Below are 16,038 nucleotides of genomic sequence, written 5' to 3' on the forward strand. Positions count from 1 at the left end.
ATCCTACCTTGGACTCTGTCTAAAGTTGAGATCCGTATAGAAAAATCGCGGTGATTCAGTACTGTCCGTAACCGTCGAGGAAGGAGCCGATCCGGGTGACGGCGTCCGTCAGCTCCTCCTTGCCGGGCAGCGTGACCAGGCGGAAGTGATCCGGCTCGGGCCAGTTGAAGCCGGTGCCGTGGACGATCATGATCTTCTCGGCGCGGAGCAGGTCGAGCACCATCTCCCGGTCGTCCTTGATCTTGTAGACCTTGGGATCGAGGCGGGGGAAGGCGTACAGCGCGCCCTTCGGCTTGACGCAGCTGACCCCCGGGATCTGCGTGAGCAGGTCGTACGCCGTGTCGCGCTGCTCCAGCAGCCGGCCGCCGGGCAGGACCAGGTCGTGGATCGACTGACGGCCGCCGAGCGCGGTGGCCACGGCGTGCTGGGCCGGCATATTGGCGCACAGCCGCATGTTGGCCAGGATCGTCAGGCCCTCGATGTACGAGGCGGCGTGCGCCTTCGGGCCGCAGACGGCCATCCAGCCGCTGCGGTAGCCCGCCACCCGGTAGGACTTCGACAGTCCGTTGAAGGTCAGGGTCAGCAGGTCGGGGGCCAGAGCGGCGAACGGTGTGTGGGTGACGCCGTCGTAGAGGATCTTGTCGTAGATCTCGTCGGCGCAGACGATCAGGTTGTGCCGGCGGGCGATCTCCGCGATGCCCCGCAGCAGCTCGTCGTCGTAGACGGCACCCGTGGGGTTGTTGGGGTTGATGACGACGATCGCCTTGGTGCGGTCGGTGACCTTGCGCTCGATGTCGGCGAGGTCGGGCATCCAGTCGGCCTGCTCGTCGCAGCGGTAGTGCACGGCCGTGCCGCCGGAGAGCGAGACGGAGGCCGTCCACAGCGGGTAGTCGGGGGCCGGGACCAGTACCTCGTCGCCGTCGTCCAGCAGCGCCTGCATGGACATCTGGATCAGCTCGGAGACGCCGTTGCCGAGGTAGATGTCGTCGACGGACAGCTCGACGCCCTTGGTCTGGTAGTGCTGCATCACCGCGCGGCGGGCGGACAGCAGGCCCTTCGCGTCGCCGTAGCCGTGGGCGCTGCCGACCGTGCGGAGGATGTCCTCCAGGATCTCGGGCGGGCACTCGAAGCCGAACGCCGCCGGATTGCCGGTGTTGAGCTTGAGGATGCGGTGACCCGCCGCCTCCAGCCGCATGGCCTCCTCGAGCACCGGGCCACGGATCTCGTAGCAGACGTTGGCGAGCTTCGTTGACTGGATCACCTGCATGTCCGCCACCTTACGGGCGCGTATCGGCGGCCGCCCGGTGTTTTTCCCCACGTTGACTCACGGAGCGGGGGAGATTCCTCACGCTCGGTGAGGGGGTGGGCCCGGTGCCGCCCCTCAGCCTCGCACCGGTGGGGTCCGTCGGACCGAGCGTCCCGCCAGTGTCTGGGTGCGGCGGCCGTTCTCGATGACGAAGCGGCCGTCGATCAGGACGTGCGGGATGCCCACGGGCGGGGTGCGCGGGGCGTCGAAGGTGGCTCCGGCGGCGACCGTCTCGGGGTCGAAGAGGACCAGGTCGGCGCGGTGGCCCTCGCGGACCAGGCCGCGGTCGGGGAGCCGCAGCCGGGCGGCCGGACGGCCCGTCAGATGGGCGACGCACTCCTCCAGCGACAGCACCCCCAGCTCCCGGGCGTAGGTGCCGAGGTAGCGGGGGAAGGTGCCGTACGCGCGCGGATGCGGCTTGTCGCCCTGGAGGATGCCGTCGCTGCCGCCGGTGTGCACCCGGTGGCGCATGATGCGGCGGACGTTGTCCTCGTGGCCGATGTGCTGAAGGATCGTCGGGCCCAGCCGGTCGTCGAGCAGCAGCCGCCGGGCGGTGGCCCAGGGCTCCTCGCCGCGCTCGGCCGCGCTGCGGGCGACGGTCTTGCCGACGTAGCCGGCCAGCGCCGGGTCGCACACCCCGGAGATCTCGACGGTGTCCCAGGAGATCGGCACGCCGTGGCAGCCGTCCGCGCCCGCCACCTCCATGGCATGGCGGATCCGGGCGGCCGTCGTCTCGTCGCGCAGGCGGGCCAGGACCGCCTCGGGGCCGCCCTCGCCCGCCCAGCTGGGCAGCATCGCGGCCAGCGTCGTGCAGCCGGGGGTGTAGGGGTAGGTGTCGAGGGAGAGGTCGGCGCCGGCGTCCAGCGCGTCGTCCAGCAGCGCGAGCAGCTCGGGCGCGCGGCCCTCGTTGACGCCGAAGTTCATGGTGGCGTGGGCGAGATGCAGCGCGCAGCCGGCCTCGCGGGTCAGGGCGATCATCTCCGCGTAGGCGTCCAGTGCCCCGGCGCCGTACGAGCGGTGGTGCGGGCAGTAGTAGCCGCCGTGGTCGGCCACCACCCGGCACAGCTCGGTCAGTTCGGCGTCGCCCGCGTACATGCCGGGGGTGTAGGTCAGCCCGGAGGACATGCCGACCGCGCCCTGTTCCAGGCCCTCGGCGACCAGCTGCTTCATCCGGGCCAGTTCACCGGCGGTGGCCGCCCGGTCGTCCCAGCCGACCGCGAGCATCCGGACCGTGCCCTGCGGGACGAGGTAGGCGGCGTTGACCGCGATGCCCTCGCCGCCGAAGCCGTGGTCGAGGCGGTCGAGGTACTCGCCGACCGTGCGCCAGTCGAAGTCGACAGAGGTGTCCGCGGGCCCGCCGCCGTTCCAGCCGGTGATCTGGACGCGGACCTCGTCCAGGGTGCGGTCGTCGACCGGCGCGTACGACAGGCCGTCCTGGCCGAGGACTTCGAGGGTGACGCCCTGGGCGGCCTTCGCCTCGTGCCCCGGGTCGCGCAGCAGCGCCAGATCGCTGTGGGCGTGCATGTCGATGAAGCCGGGGGCCAGGGCCAGGCCGTGGCCCTCCACCAGGCGGGCGCCGCCCGGGCGCCGCCCGTCGTCGGACTCGCGGTGGATCTCGGCGATCCGGCCGCCGTTCAGGGCGACGTCGGCGCGGTAGGACGGGCTGCCGGACCCGTCGAGGACGCGGACGTCGCGGAACACGGTGTCCATGGGCGGGCCGCCTTTCTCGCTGCCCCCGGGGACGGGTGCCCGCCGGACCCGGGTGGCCGGGGGAGGCCGGCGGTGCGCGCCGCGGGGGTCGGCACGCACCGCCGGGGCCCGTCGGGCGGGTTGAAGCCCGCCCGAGGGGCTAGAAGAAGGTCCGGATGAAGTCGGTGACCGTGCCGTCCGCCTCGACCAGCGCGATCAGCTGCCACTTGTCGAAGGAGGTGCAGGGGTGCGACAGGCCCAGCGCGACCCAGTCGCCGACCTCCAGATCGCCGGAGCGCTCGGTGGCGACCCAGGCGTGCTGGTCGGACAGGCCGGTGACGGTGAGCCCGTCGGCCGGGCGCAGGGTGCCGTCCCGGCCGGACCGTACGACCTGGGCCTCCGGCAGATGGAGGTCGTAGGCCGCGTCGCGCTTGCCCGCGTTGAGGAACGCCTGCTGCGGGGTGGGGCGGGAGACGACCTGCGCCCACAGGCGGAAGGCGGGCTGCAGGGCGCCCTCCTCGGGGACCCGGTTGAAGGGGGTCAGCTTGCGGTACTGGCCGTCGTCGTGCGAGACGTACGCACCCGAGCGCAGCAGCTTGAGGACCGGCGCGGACAGCGCGGGGAGGGCGGCGAACACGTCGGCGACCGCGTCGAACCAGGCGCTGCCGCCGGCGCTGATGACGATCCGGTCGAGGTCGGCGAACCGGCCCGCGGCGTCCAGCCGTTCGGCCAGCGCGACCAGCCGGCGCATCCAGGCGGTGACCCGCTCGGTGGTGGCGTCCGGCACCTCGCCCTCGTAGCCGGCCACGCCGACCAGGCGGAGGGTGTCCACCCCGGCCAGCGCGTCGGCGAGTTCGAGGCACTCGGTCTCGGTGCGCACGCCGGTGCGCGCGCCGTCGCCGGCGCCGAGTTCGATGACCACGTCGACCGGGCGGGTCGCGCCGGCCTCGCGCAGCGCGGTGTCCATCAGCTCGATGCCGCGCAGCGAGTCGACGTAGCACAGGAAGCGGAAGTCCGGGTCGGCGGCGAGCTCGGCGGCGAGCCAGCGCAGCGCGACCGCGTCGACGACCTCGTTGGCCAGGAAGATCCGGTCGATGCCGTAGCTGCGGTAGACCCGGACCTGGTGGGGGACGGCGGCGGTGATGCCCCAGGCGCCGTGCTCCAGCTGGCGGGCGAAGAGCTGGGGTGCCATGGAGGTCTTGCCGTGCGGGGCGAAGGCCAGGTCGTGCCGCTCGGCGTAGGTCTCCATCAGGGCCAGGTTGTGCTCGACCGACTCGGCGGAGAGGGCGAGGACGGGGGTGGTGAAGCCGTCGCGGAAGAGGTTGCGGCGCTCGGCGGCGAGTTCCCCGACGGTGCGGCCGTCGGCGTCCGGCGGGAGCGACTTGAAGCGGTGATCGACCCGCTCTTCCGCGAGTTCCTTCAGTCCCTGCGCGAGCCGTTCGCCCGACATGCGGCCTCCTCCAGAATCGTGTTGCATCCTCTGCAACGCTCATTGCGCATATCGCTGGCAGCTGTCTAACATCCGGGCCAGCGCCCGGTCAATGGTGACAAAACGCGGTGCGGATCGGCCGTGAGACACCGCGCGGCACCCCGTCCGGGCACGCACCCCAGCGAAGGAGGCCGAGCCATCGTGACCAGGACCTCGAACGCCGCCGCCCCGGCCGGTGCCCCCGCCCGGGACGTCGAGGTCGTCTGCCTCGGCGAGTCGATGGTCGCCTTCCTGCCCCGCGCCCCCGGCCCGCTCGCCGGCGTCCCCGCCTTCGACCGCGCCATCGGCGGCGCCGAGTCCAACGTCGCCTGCGCCCTCGCCCGCGGCGGACACACCGCCCGCTGGGTCTCCCGGGTCGGCACCGACGGCTTCGGCGACCACCTCCTGGCCGCCGTCGCCGACTGCGGCGTCGACACCGCCCACGTCCAGCGCGACCCGCTGCGCCCCACCGGCATCTACTTCCGCACCGCCGGCGAGCGCGCCACCGGCCTGGAGCACGAGGGCGCCGACCGCGCCGAAGTCCTCTACTACCGCGCCGGATCCGCCGCCTCCGCCATGGCGCCCGACCTCCTCGACCCCGCGGCGCTGCACCCCGCCCGCATCCTGCACCTCAGCGGCATCACCGCGGCGCTCTCCGACGGCTGCCTCGGCGTGCTGCGCACCCTCACCCGCCGCACCCCGGACCGCCCCCTGGTCTCCTTCGACGTCAACTACCGCGCGGACCTGTGGCGCGACCCCGCCCGCGGCCCGGGACTCCTCCTGGACCTCGCCCGCGGCTGCGACCTGGTCTTCGTCGGCGAGGACGAGGCCGAGGCCGCCTGGGGGCTGCACGGCCCCGCCGCCGTGCGCGCCGCCCTGCCCGAGCCCGCCACCCTCGTCGTCAAACACGGCGCGGCCGGCGCCACCGCCTTCGACCGGCGGGCCGACGGCACCGACACCACCACCTTCGCCCCCGCGCTGCACGTCGAGGTCGTCGCCCCGATCGGCGCCGGTGACGCCTTCGCCGCCGGCTTCCTCTCCGGCACCCTGCGCGCGCTGCCGCTCTTCGCCCGCCTGCGGCACGGCCATCTGCTGGCCGCCGCCTCGCTCACCGTCCCCGGCGATCTCGGCCCGCCGCTCGGCCGGGCCCTCGCCGACCGCCTCGCCGCCCTGGGTCCGGCCGACTGGGGCACACTGCGACTCGGCCCCGGCTGGACGGCCGCCGGGGCGCACCGCACGGGTGGAGGGACGGGCACAGTGAACGAGTCAGGTACGGCGGATCCGCCGCCCACCGGCCACCGGGGCGGCACCGAAGGGCACGCCCCCGCCGGCGGCCGGGACAGCGAGGCACGCGCATGAGCCAGACCGTCGACCGCGCACTGAGCATCCTGCCGCTGCTCGCGGAGGGCCCGGCCAACCTCGAACAGGTCTCGGTCCGCCTCGGCGTGCACAAGTCCACCGCCCTGCGCCTGTTGCGCACCCTGCACGAGCACGGCATGGTCTACCGCCAGGCCGACCAGCGCTACCGCCTCGGCGCCCGGCTCTTCGCGCTCGCCCAGCAGGCCGCCGAGAACCTCGACGTACGGGAGATCGCCCACCCCCATCTCGTCGCCCTCAACGAGGCCTGCGGGCACACCGTCCACCTCGCCGTGCTGGAGGAGAGCGAGGTCCTCTACATCGACAAGGTCGAGAGCCGCTACCCGGTGCGGATGTACTCGCGGATCGGCAAGCCCGTCGCGATCACCGTCGCCGCGGTCGCCAAGCTGCTCCTGGCCGACCTGCCCGCGCCCGAGCGCCGCGCCCTCGCCGAGAAGCTCGACTACCCGCGCTACACGCCCCGTTCGACGCCCGACGCCGCGGCCTTCCTCGCCGAACTCGCCACCGTCCGCGCCCAGGGCTGGGCCACCGACCTCGGCGGCCACGAGGAGTCCATCAACTGCGTCGGCGCCCCCGTCCGCGGCACGGACGGGCACGTGGTCGCCGCCATGTCCCTCTCCGCGCCGAACGTCGTCGTCACCGCCGACGAACTCCTCACCCTGCTCCCGCTGGTGCGCCGCACCGCCGACGCCATCAGCCGGGAGTACTCCGGAACCGCCCCTGCCCCGTCCGCCATCGACCCCGCACAGGAAGCCTGACCACCATGACCGAGAAGACCGCGCTCACCCCGTCCACCCACACCACCCCGCCCGCGAAGTTCTCGCACGGCGTGAAGAAGGGCAACATCCTCCAGGTCGCCGGCCAGGTCGGCTTCCTGCCCGCCGTCGAGGGCCAGGCCCCCACCCCGGCCGGCCCGACCCTGCGCGAGCAGACCCTGCAGACCCTCGCCAACGTCCGCGCCATCCTCGAAGAGGGCGGCGCGAGCTGGGACGACGCGGTGATGATCCGCGTCTACCTCACCGACGTGGCGCACTTCGCCGAGCTGAACGAGATCTACAACGCCTACTTCGAGGAGCAGGGCCTCAAGGAGGCCCCCGCCGCCCGCACCACCGTCTACGTCGGCCTCCCGCCGGGCCTGCTCATCGAGATCGACGCCCTCGCGGTCCTGAGCTGAGGCGCCGACTCCGTTGCCCCGCCTGCCGTTAGCGCCGCCCGGCGCACACCGTTCGCCGCACGGCACGGCCTCCCGTAGCGACGGGTCGCCGTGCCGCGGACCGCCCTGCCTTGGAACACCTGCCAGGGACCCGCGGGCCCCTGCCTGACAACGGAGTCGCCCATGTTCCTCGCCGCCCCGCCCGCCCCCGCGCCGCCGCACACCGGCGGACTGCTCGCCCTGATACCCGGCACCGCGGGCCTGCTCACGGTCGCCGTCCTGGGCATCGCCCTGCTCCTCGTCCTGATCATCAAGGTGCGGCTGCAGCCGTTCGTCGCGCTGCTGACGGTCTCCCTCGCGGTGGGCCTGGCCGCCGGGCTCTCCGTCACCGAACTCTTCGGCACGGTGCAGAAGTCCGACGCCGTCTCGCTGATCGAGTCCGGGATGGGCGGCATCCTCGGCCATGTCGCCATCATCATCGGCCTGGGCACCATGCTGGGGGCGATCCTGGAGGTCTCCGGCGGCGCCGAGGTGCTCAGCGCCCGGCTGCTGCGCCTCTTCGGCGAACGGCGCGCACCGCTCGCCATGGGCCTGACCGGCCTGATCTTCGGCATTCCGGTCTTCTTCGACGTCGGCATCTTCGTCCTCGCGCCGATCGTCTACGCGGCGGCGAAGAAGAGCGGCAAGTCGATCCTGCTCATCTGCATGCCGCTGCTGGCGGGCCTGTCCATGACCCATGCCTTCCTGCCGCCGCACCCCGGCCCGGTCGCCGCCGCCGGCCTCTTCAAGGTCGACCTGGGCTGGGTCCTCCTCATGGGCCTGGTCTGCGGCCTGCCCGCGGTGCTCGCCGCCTGGGGCTACGCGGCCTGGATCGGCAAGCGGATCTTCGTCCCCGTCCCGCAGGACATGGTCGAGGCGGCGGACGAGGCGAAGGCCGCGGTCACCCAGGAGAGGCGCGCGGCCGGCGCCGGACCGACCGAGGAACCGGTCTCCCTGGCCACCGTCCTGCTCATCATCGGCACCCCGCTGCTCCTCATCCTCCTGGCGACCTTCTCCTCCATCGCCCTGCCGCCCTCCACCGGCCGCTCGGTGCTGGAGTTCTTCGGCCACCCCTTCGTGGCCCTGACGATCGCCCTGCTGATGTCCTACTACCTGCTGGGCATCCGCCGCGGCTGGTCGCGCACGTCCCTGGAGCGGGTCTCCACCGCGTCCCTCAAGCCGGTCGGCAACATCATCCTGGTCGTCGGCGCCGGCGGTATCTTCGGCGCCGTCCTCAAGGGCAGCGGCGTGGCCACCGCCCTCGCCGACACCTTCCACCACGTCGGCCTCCCGGTGCTCGTCCTCGCCTACCTCCTCTCCCTCCTCCTGCGCGTCGCCCAGGGCTCGGCCACCGTCGCCATCGTCACCACGGCCGGCATCGTCGTCCCCCTCGTCGAGAACCAGGGCATGTCCCAGGCCCAGCTGGCGCTGATCATCATGGCGATCTCGGCCGGCTCGATCTTCGCGTCCCATGTGAACGACGGCGGCTTCTGGATGGTCAGCAAGTACTTCGGCATCACGGAACGCGACACCCTCAAGTCCTGGACGGTCCTGGAGTCGGTCCTCTCGCTCGCCGGCTTCGCGGTCGCGGCAGCGGTGAGCCTGGTGGTGTAGCTGCGGGCGGCGACTTCTCCCACCCCTGCGTACGCCGAGGGGCAGCCCGGTGGTGGGCGACACCCCCTCGGCGTACGGCGTCACACCGCGCGCCCGTACGCCCGCGCCCCGTCGCGCGGCAGCACGGCCCACATCCGTGTCCCGTCGCCGGACTCCTGCGACGCCCCGACCCCCCACTCGCCCTCACAGTCCCGCACCACGCAGGCCAGCAGCAGGAGCGTGGAGCGCCGCCGGGCGTCGCAGGCCGCCGCGAGCCGCCGATGGGTATGGCGCGGATGCCCGTCGTACAGCGTGATGCGCAGCGCGTCGTCCCGATAGCGCAGCGACAGGTAGACGTCCTCGGTCGCCGTGAACCGGCAGGCACAGGAGGCGAGTTCCCCCACCACCTGAAGGGCCGCGACGGCCACATCGCGCAGACCGTGGGCTTCGAGCAGTACGCCCGCGGCGGCACGCGCGATGGCGGGACTGGCCAGCGCGGCGGGGACGGTCAGGCTGTAGGCCAGATTTTCCGGTACGGGGGGCGTGACGGTGTCGAGCGGGTGCGGGCAGACGGATACGGCTGCGGGCATGGCAACTCCCTGTGCTTCACGGGTGGTTGAGGTCTCGGCAGCCGGTGGCCTGTCTCCCTGGCGCGGACCCGCCTCTCCCAGGGCAGGAGGCCGCGGGCAGGCTCGCGCAATGCGCTTCCGACTGCGTCGAGCGTAAGTGTTGCGTTACTGACTGTAGGGCAGTCGGGGTTAAATTTGCCACTCGGTCAGGAGATTTCTGACCTCCGGTAGTGCCTCTTGCACATCAGGCGGCAGACTTCTCAACATCTCGGAGTCGGAGGGAACTTCATGGCGCAGAGGACAACGCCGACCGAACGCCAGCAGCGGCTGGGTGCCGAACTCAGGAAGCTGCGCACGACGGCAGGCATGTCCGCCGAATATGCCGCCGGGCTGCTGGGTGTCGACCGGAGCAGGATCTCGAACATGGAGGCGGGCCTGCGCCCCATCAGTCCGGAGCGGCTGCGCACCTTGGCCTGCAACTGCGACTGCCGCGATGAGAAGTATGTCGACGCACTGGTGGCCATGGCTGAGCCGGGCCGGGGCTGGTGGGAGAAGTACCGGGGCAGCCTCCCTGCCGGGCTGCTGGACATCGCCGAGTTCGAGTGGCACGCCGTACGGATGCGTACCGCGCACACGGTGCACATTCCGGGTCTGCTGCAGACCAGCGATCACGCCACCACGATCTTTCGCGTGGGCGTCCCTCCCATGCCGAAGCATGAGATCGCGCTGCGGGTGGCCCACCGGATGGAGCGCCAGCAGGTGCTGGAGGGCGCTGACCCGTGCGGGTACCTCGGCATCGTCCATGAGGCCGCCCTGCGGATGCAGTTCGGGGGCCGGGCGGTAGCCCTTGCCCAGCTGGAGCACCTCCTCGGCGTCTCCGAGCGCGACAACGTGACCCTGCGCGTCATCCCCTTCGAGGCCGGAGAGTTTCCGGGCGCCGGGCAGACCGTGGTCTACGCGGAAGGTGTGGTGCCGCAACTCGATGCCGTGCAGGTGGACAGCACGCACGGGCCGGAGTTCCTGCACCTGGACGCGCAGTTGACCCGCTACCGGTCACAGATGGACGGAATGGAACGCGTTAGCCTCTCTCCCGAACGCTCGCGCGACTTCATCCACGCCATCGCGCGTCAACTGTGAGGGGCACCCCCATGGCCGATATCCGCTGGGAAGAGCCGTTCTGCGCCGAGGGCTCGGCCTGCTTCCGCCTCGGCACCGACGAGGACGGCAACGCCTACATCGCGGTGGCGGGTGCCGAGGATGCGTACGTCACCGACAGTCGCGAGGCTTTGCGCACCCTCATCCGCGAGATAAAGGCCGGCAAGGCCGATCACCTGCTCTAGCCGCAGCTGCCTTCCGTGGAACGGCATGTCCATCTGCTCCCTGCAGCAGATGGGCGGCGCGCCGTATCGGAGACCCGTCATCTGGTGCACAGTGGGTTCGGCGCCGGTCCCGGGCAAGGCGCCGTGCGACTTCATCCAGCATCACGTGTCAATCGTGAGGGGACCATGGCAGACATCAGCTGGGAAGAGCCCTACTGCGGCGAAGGCAACAATTGCTTCCGCCTCGGCACCGACGGAGACGGCAACGCCTACATCGCCGTGGCGGGTGCCGAGGATGCGTACGTCACCGACAGCCGCGAGGCCCTGCGCACCCTCATCCGCGAGATAAAGGCCGGCAAGGCCGATCACCTGCTCTGAGGGCCGTCCTGGGTGTTCGCCTCCTCGGTGGCCGCGGTACGGGTGCGGCGGCGGTTGAGCAGGGTGCCGCCCACGATCACCAGGCCGATGGCGATGACCTTGGAGGCTCCGTAGTAGCCGTGGGTCGGCCCCGGTGGGGTGCCGGGGAGCCGGAGGAAGATCCATGCCGCCAGGAGGGCCCCGACGGCGATCATGGCGACGGCGCCCCACGTTCCGACGCCCGCCCACCAGGGCTCCGGGGCGTATCCCCGCTCGTCGGTGTGCGCAACGTCCTTGTCGGCCATGGCTGTTCTCCCGGGCAGGTGGGGGGCGGTCAAGGAGGGAAGACGCGGGCCCGGGGCGGATGGTTCACCGGGGTGCACGCTCCCTGCGGGGGCCGCCCTCGGGCGGTGACCTGGGCGGGTGGGCGCCTGTGGGATTCTGAGGTGGCGCTTGCCCGACCTACGGAGGCGGCACGTGTACCTGCCGTGGCCGGGCCGGTGGTCGCTGCCACCGGCGGGTCCTGCCGGGTACGCGATCGTGGATGGCGCTGATGAGGACTCGAAAGGACGTAGAACATGGCTAGGGCTACTGCACGTCACATCTTGGTCAACACCGAGGCCGAGGCGCTGAACCTCAAGGAGCAGATCGCCGGCGGAGCGGACTTCGCCGAGCTGGCCAAGAAGCACTCCTCCTGCCCCTCGTCCCGCGACGGCGGCAACCTCGGGTCGTTCGGCCCCGGGCAGATGGTGCCGGAATTCGACCAGGTCGTGTTCTCCGCCCCGGTCGGCGTGGTCCAGGGACCGGTGAAGACCCAGTTCGGGATGCACCTCCTGGAGGTCACCAGCCGCGAGGACTGACGCGGTGCGCGTGGGGCTGCGCCGCGCAGGCGCAGCCCCACTCGGCGGGCGGGCCGCTCAACCCGCCTTGCAGTACTGCGCCTCCTTGCCGATCGCCCGGTAGGGGCAGTCGGCGACCTCCAGGAGGCGGAGGACCGCCTCGCGGTTGCGGGTGGTCTCCCTGGGGATCACGGTGTCCTTGGGGTAGAAGCCGCCGGCGCCGGCCGAGGACGGATACATCTCGAAGGTGTAGGCGAAGACCTTCTGGTCGCCCCACAGCCAGTCGTCGATCGCGCCGTCGGTGATGTACAGCTCGCTGGACTGCTCGGGCGTGTAGCCGTTGCTGGCGGCCATGCTCTTGCCGATCGTGGCGAACGCGTCGTGGTCGTCCCGTGTCATCCCGGGGCCGGTGTCGTCGTCCGTGAAGCCGAAGGGCCACAGGACCAGTTCGCTGTAGGTGTGGAAGTCGATGGCGGCCTTGATCTGCTGGGTGCCGCCGACGATCCGGCTGCGGACGAAGTTCGCCACGACCTGGACCTCGGGGGCGGAGGCGGCCGACGGGCCGCGGTAGATCTCGGAGGAGGGGCTGGACGACGAGCCGCCGCAGCAGCCCCACTTGAAGTCCCAGTTGCGGTTGAGGTCGGTGCCGACGCTGCGGGAGCCGGGGGTGGGCTGGCGGTTCTTGCGCCAGCTGCGGAACGAGCCGGCGGCGATGTCGTAGGCGCCGCCGTCCGGGTTCAGGTCCGGGATGATCCAGATCTCGCGGGAGTCCAGCATCTTGGTGATGCGCGGGTCGCTCCCGTACTTCGAGGTGAACTCGCCCAGCAGGTACAGGGCCATCTCGACGGTGAGGTGCTCCCTGGCGTGCTGGTGCGCTGTGAAGAGGACCTCGGGCTCCGCCTCGTCCTCGGTGACGTTCCGGCTGACCTTGAGGGCGAGGATGTCGCGGCCCTCCTGGGAGGTGCCGATGACCTTCTTGCTGACCAGGGCCGGATACCTGGCGACGAGGGCGTCGATCTCCTTCGTGGCCTCGTCGTAGGTGTGGTACTTCGTGTACCCGGCGGGGAAGTCCCCGACCCGGGTGCCGGGGGAGACCGGCCGGGTGGCCGGCGGGTCGGGCAGCCGGCGGAGGCGGTAACCGAGGTGGCGGACGGCGGCGGCCTGGGCGCGGTCGGCGGTGACGACGACGGCGCGGGCGTGGACCTCGTCGATGGTGGCGCCGGTCGTGGTGAGCGCGGTGCGCTCGGCGGGCGTGGCCGGGCCGGACACCGCGTACTGGTGCGGGAGTTCGGGGCGGGCGGCGGCCGCGGCGGCGGGCTCGCCGGGCGGGCCGGCGGACACCTGGGCGGCGGCGACGGGGGCGGCGAGCGCGAGGGAGAGGAGCGCGGCGAGGACGGTGCTGCGTCCGCCGCGGATACGTGGTCGCATGCGGTCTCCTGTGGGGTGTGAGCGAAGCGACGACGTGAGTGTCGGGGCATGACATGAGCGGGTCAATGCATCCGGCGGCCAGATACCGGGCGGGCCGGATGCCGGGCGGGCGGGCCGCTCCCGTCCGCCCGCGGCCAACCCGGCGACTTCCCATCGATCCGGCGAAACCGATTGCTTCATCCGGCGGCCGCGCGGACACTGCGCACGACAAATCCGAAGCCCCGCACGGGACTTCGGTGACAAAGAGTTGAGAGGACCCCCACATGAATCGACCTCTCGTCGGCACCCTGGCCACGGCCGTGCTGGGCGCCGCAGCCCTCGCGGGCACCGTCGGAACGGCCCAGGCGGCACCGCAGCAGCACCGGGCGCCCGCGCAGCACCAGAAGGCCAAGGCCGTGGACTTCGCCGGCACCGTCGCGCTGAGCAACTGCTCCGGCTCCGTCGTGCGGATGCCCGGCTCGCAGGCGAACGACCCGGCGCTGGTGATGTCCAACGGCCACTGCCTGGAGAGCGGGATGCCGGGCGCGGGCGAGGTCGTCGTCGACCAGCCGTCCAGCCGCAGCTTCACCCTGCTGACCAAGACGGGCGGCCGGGCGGGCACGATCCGGGCCAACCGGGTCGTCTACGCCACGATGACCGATACCGATGTCACCCTCTACCGCACCTCGTCGACCTACGCCCAGATCGAGCAGAAGTACGGGATCAAGCCACTGGAGCTGGCCACCGACCACCCGGTGAAGGGCGCCGGCATCAGCGTCGTCTCCGGGTACTGGAAGAAGATCTACTCGTGCAACATCGACGGGTTCGTGCCCACCCTCAAGGAGGGCGACTGGACCTGGAAGGACTCGGTCCGCTACACCCCGCAGTGCCAGACCATCGGCGGCACCTCCGGATCCCCCGTGGTCGACACGTCCACCGGCAAGGTCACGGCCATCAACAACACGGGCAACGAGGACGGTGAGCGGTGCACCGAGAACAACCCGTGCGAAGTGGATGAGAACGGCAAGGTCACGGTGCACAAGGGCACCAACTACGCGGAGGAGACCTACGGGATACCGAAGTGCTTCGCCGCGGGCAACAAGCTCGACCTGAACGCGGCCGGCTGCGCCCTGCCGAAGCCGTCCGCCGCACGCAAGTGAGGTAGCGGACCCCTCCGTTCGGGAAGCGGGGGGCGAGGTCCCGTGCGCTCCGGTGCACGGGACCTCGCGGTGTGTACGGGGGCGGGGGCGTGCGGGTGGTGCGGACCCCTGCGGACGCGCTCCCGCACAACTGCCCGCGGACGGCCGAAAAGTGGGGCACGAGAGGCGGATGCGCACCCTGCGGCGCCTGCACCCGCGCGTGCGTGGTCCAGACCATTACGGGTGTCAAGCCGCTGGTCGGGGGCGGGGGTTACCGTGTGCGCCGCCGAGTCGCTCCGCGCCGCGCAGGTGTGGAGCGATGGTGATGACGAGTAGCTCAGAACGTGTTCTCTGGGACGTATCTCTGTGGATAAGGTGCTCAGCGTATGGCGCCGATGGCGCAGAGCTGTGCCGATCCGCGGTCCCGGGGCCCCCGGCGGCCGGAGGGAGTGGGGGAGCGACGTGCCGACCGCGATTGCAGTCACCAGCCCTGACCTCGCGCTGCCTGCGACCGACCGGCAGACCCCCGCCGCCGTCGTCCTCCAGGCCCCGCATCTCCAGCCGCTGGACGAGGCCCTGACGGAGACCAGCGCGGTGCTGGAGCACCACGGCCACATCGTCGCGCTCTACTCCTCCGCCTGCCCGCCCGCGCACATCCGCCGGCTGCACACGCTGCGCGCCGTCCTGGAGAGCGACCGGATCGCCATCGTGCCGCTGTCCCTCCCGCCGCTGGGGGTGGCCGTGCTGGCCCGTCAGCTGCGGCAGTTGTCGCTGTGCGACTTCAGCCCCGGCGTCCTGGCCAGCGCGGCACGGCTGCTGAGCCACTACCTCCACGCGGGCGCCCTGCTGGGCAGCGTCGGCGGCCTGGACCACATCGAGGTCGATCTGCGCTCCCATGTGAAGTCCTGGCTGCCCGGCGTCCACTTCGCGGTGCTCGCCCACCCCGCGCCGCGGCTGCTGCAACTCGACCGGCACGGCGGCGGCGCCGGGCTGCCGGCGCCCGGCTTCACCACCCAGCTCGCGCTCGCCCGGGGCCAGTTCACCGGCGACTGGGTGAGCGACACGCTCGCCCCCGCCTGGCAGGTGCAGGGGGTGTTCGAGACCCGGCTGCCCGCCGAGTCCGCCGAGTGGTGGGGGACCCGCAAACTGGTCGAATTCGCCGCGGGCATACCGGACCTGTCGGTCCTGCACCAGCTGGTCAGCTCCGTGCTGCGGGAGCGGTGCGGCTGGTGCGGCCTGGAACTCCTCGGCGACCGCTGCGCGTTCTGCGCGGCGCCGCTCGCCCGACCACGGGCGGCAGGGGGTGGCGGCCCGGCGCATGGGCCGGCGGCCATAGCCGCGCCCGCGCCCCGGGCCGTGGCGGAGGCGCCGGCGGCCCTCCCGCACCCGCCCGCGGCGCCGTCGGCCGTCCCGGACGCGCCGGAGGCGCCCGCCGTGCACCGGGCACCGGCCGCATCGGACGCGGCCGCCGCCCGCGGCCCGCAGTACCCGCCGGGCGGCCCGGTGGCACCCGGCAACCCCTACGGGTCCGGTCCCCCCGTGCCCGGCAACCCCTACGCGTCCGACGGCCCCCGCACTCCCGGCCGCCGGGACCTGCCCGGCCAGGCCTCGTTCGCCGGCCATCCGGACCTGTCCGGCCGGCCGGGCGCCCCCGGTACCCCGCGGACGGTGGCCCGCGTGCGCTGAGCCGACCCCGGCCGAGTGCGGCCCCGCCCCGGCCGGCCCGGCAGCCGCCCGCCGTCCGTCACCTCCGACCGCCCGCCCCTGCTCTCCGTCCCCGATC

At 72.3% G+C, this 16,038-nt stretch carries 16 protein-coding genes; 10 read left to right on the forward strand and 6 right to left on the reverse strand.

The genetic code is table 11. The features are described from left to right. Window positions 1–55 precede the first annotated feature (55 nt). From IEY78_RS09950 to IEY78_RS09960, 3 genes are all read right to left on the reverse strand, one after another. Entirely contained in the window at window positions 56–1,267 is a 1,212-nt protein-coding gene (locus IEY78_RS09950; protein ID WP_189097264.1) for a pyridoxal phosphate-dependent aminotransferase, read from the reverse strand. A gap of 114 nt (window positions 1,268–1,381) precedes the next feature. Next, window positions 1,382–3,016 (reverse strand): N-acyl-D-amino-acid deacylase family protein, encoded by a 1,635-nt coding sequence (locus IEY78_RS09955; protein ID WP_189097265.1) that lies wholly within the window; start codon window positions 3,014–3,016, stop codon window positions 1,382–1,384. Between the two features lie 139 nt (window positions 3,017–3,155). After that, window positions 3,156–4,445 carry an amino acid deaminase gene (locus tag IEY78_RS09960; RefSeq protein WP_189097266.1) on the reverse strand — a complete coding sequence of 430 codons (1,290 nt, stop codon included), beginning with the start codon at window positions 4,443–4,445 and terminating at the stop codon, window positions 3,156–3,158. A 258-nt stretch (window positions 4,446–4,703) separates the two neighbouring features. Here IEY78_RS09960 and IEY78_RS09965 point away from each other — a divergent pair, with 258 nt between their 5' ends. From IEY78_RS09965 to IEY78_RS09980, 4 genes are all read left to right on the forward strand, one after another. Continuing rightward, complete coding sequence (locus tag IEY78_RS09965) at window positions 4,704–5,822, forward strand: sugar kinase (protein WP_229699842.1); 1,119 nt, start codon at window positions 4,704–4,706, stop codon at window positions 5,820–5,822. Next, on the forward strand, window positions 5,819–6,598 hold the full coding sequence (locus IEY78_RS09970; RefSeq protein ID WP_189097268.1) for an IclR family transcriptional regulator: 780 nt from the start codon (window positions 5,819–5,821) through the stop codon (window positions 6,596–6,598). Before IEY78_RS09965 ends, IEY78_RS09970 begins: the two co-directional genes overlap by 4 nt. Before the next feature lie 5 nt (window positions 6,599–6,603). After that, the gene (locus tag IEY78_RS09975) at window positions 6,604–7,014 is read left to right on the forward strand and encodes a RidA family protein (RefSeq protein ID WP_189097269.1); all 411 of its coding nucleotides are present in this window, start codon (window positions 6,604–6,606) and stop codon (window positions 7,012–7,014) included. A gap of 162 nt (window positions 7,015–7,176) precedes the next feature. Then, window positions 7,177–8,646, forward strand: coding sequence for a GntP family permease (locus IEY78_RS09980; protein WP_189097270.1), 1,470 nt, complete (start codon window positions 7,177–7,179; stop codon window positions 8,644–8,646). An 80-nt stretch (window positions 8,647–8,726) separates the two neighbouring features. Here the strand turns inward: IEY78_RS09980 and IEY78_RS09985 are convergent, their stop codons facing one another. Next, a complete protein-coding gene (locus IEY78_RS09985; protein ID WP_189097271.1) occupies window positions 8,727–9,215 on the reverse strand; it encodes an ATP-binding protein in 489 nt (162 codons plus the stop codon). 267 nt (window positions 9,216–9,482) lie between these two features. On the opposite strand from IEY78_RS09985, the gene IEY78_RS09990 reads away from it, so the two are divergent. From IEY78_RS09990 to IEY78_RS10000, 3 genes are all read left to right on the forward strand, one after another. Beyond that, the gene (locus IEY78_RS09990; RefSeq protein ID WP_189097272.1) at window positions 9,483–10,331 is read left to right on the forward strand and encodes a helix-turn-helix domain-containing protein; all 849 of its coding nucleotides are present in this window, start codon (window positions 9,483–9,485) and stop codon (window positions 10,329–10,331) included. Window positions 10,332–10,342: 11 nt separating this feature from the next. Beyond that, window positions 10,343–10,534, forward strand: a complete 192-nt coding sequence (locus tag IEY78_RS09995; RefSeq protein WP_096212828.1) for a hypothetical protein — start codon at window positions 10,343–10,345, stop codon at window positions 10,532–10,534. 165 nt (window positions 10,535–10,699) lie between these two features. Then, a complete protein-coding gene (locus IEY78_RS10000) occupies window positions 10,700–10,891 on the forward strand; it encodes a hypothetical protein (RefSeq protein ID WP_189097273.1) in 192 nt (63 codons plus the stop codon). Here the strand turns inward: IEY78_RS10000 and IEY78_RS10005 are convergent. After that, the gene (locus IEY78_RS10005; protein WP_189097274.1) at window positions 10,879–11,175 is read right to left on the reverse strand and encodes a hypothetical protein; all 297 of its coding nucleotides are present in this window, start codon (window positions 11,173–11,175) and stop codon (window positions 10,879–10,881) included. The two genes, IEY78_RS10000 and IEY78_RS10005, sit on opposite strands and share 13 nt — an antisense overlap. Before the next feature lie 273 nt (window positions 11,176–11,448). Here IEY78_RS10005 and IEY78_RS10010 point away from each other — a divergent pair, with 273 nt between their 5' ends. After that, window positions 11,449–11,730: a peptidylprolyl isomerase gene (locus IEY78_RS10010; RefSeq protein WP_189097275.1), complete on the forward strand. Its 282-nt coding sequence runs from the start codon at window positions 11,449–11,451 to the stop codon at window positions 11,728–11,730. 57 nt (window positions 11,731–11,787) lie between these two features. On the opposite strand, the gene IEY78_RS10015 is transcribed toward IEY78_RS10010, so the two are convergent. Beyond that, window positions 11,788–13,137: a M14 family metallopeptidase gene (locus tag IEY78_RS10015; protein WP_189097276.1), complete on the reverse strand. Its 1,350-nt coding sequence runs from the start codon at window positions 13,135–13,137 to the stop codon at window positions 11,788–11,790. Window positions 13,138–13,400: 263 nt separating this feature from the next. Between IEY78_RS10015 and IEY78_RS10020 the strand changes: the two genes are divergently transcribed. Continuing rightward, complete coding sequence (locus tag IEY78_RS10020) at window positions 13,401–14,276, forward strand: S1 family peptidase (RefSeq protein WP_189097277.1); 876 nt, start codon at window positions 13,401–13,403, stop codon at window positions 14,274–14,276. A 441-nt stretch (window positions 14,277–14,717) separates the two neighbouring features. Further along, window positions 14,718–15,941, forward strand: a complete 1,224-nt coding sequence (locus IEY78_RS10025; RefSeq protein ID WP_189097278.1) for a collagen-like triple helix repeat-containing protein — start codon at window positions 14,718–14,720, stop codon at window positions 15,939–15,941. Window positions 15,942–16,038: the final 97 nt, after the last annotated feature.

Origin of the sequence: Streptomyces kronopolitis (genome assembly GCF_014646275.1) — a bacterium.
In the GTDB taxonomy this organism is placed as follows: Bacteria; Actinomycetota; Actinomycetes; order Streptomycetales; family Streptomycetaceae; genus Streptomyces; species Streptomyces kronopolitis.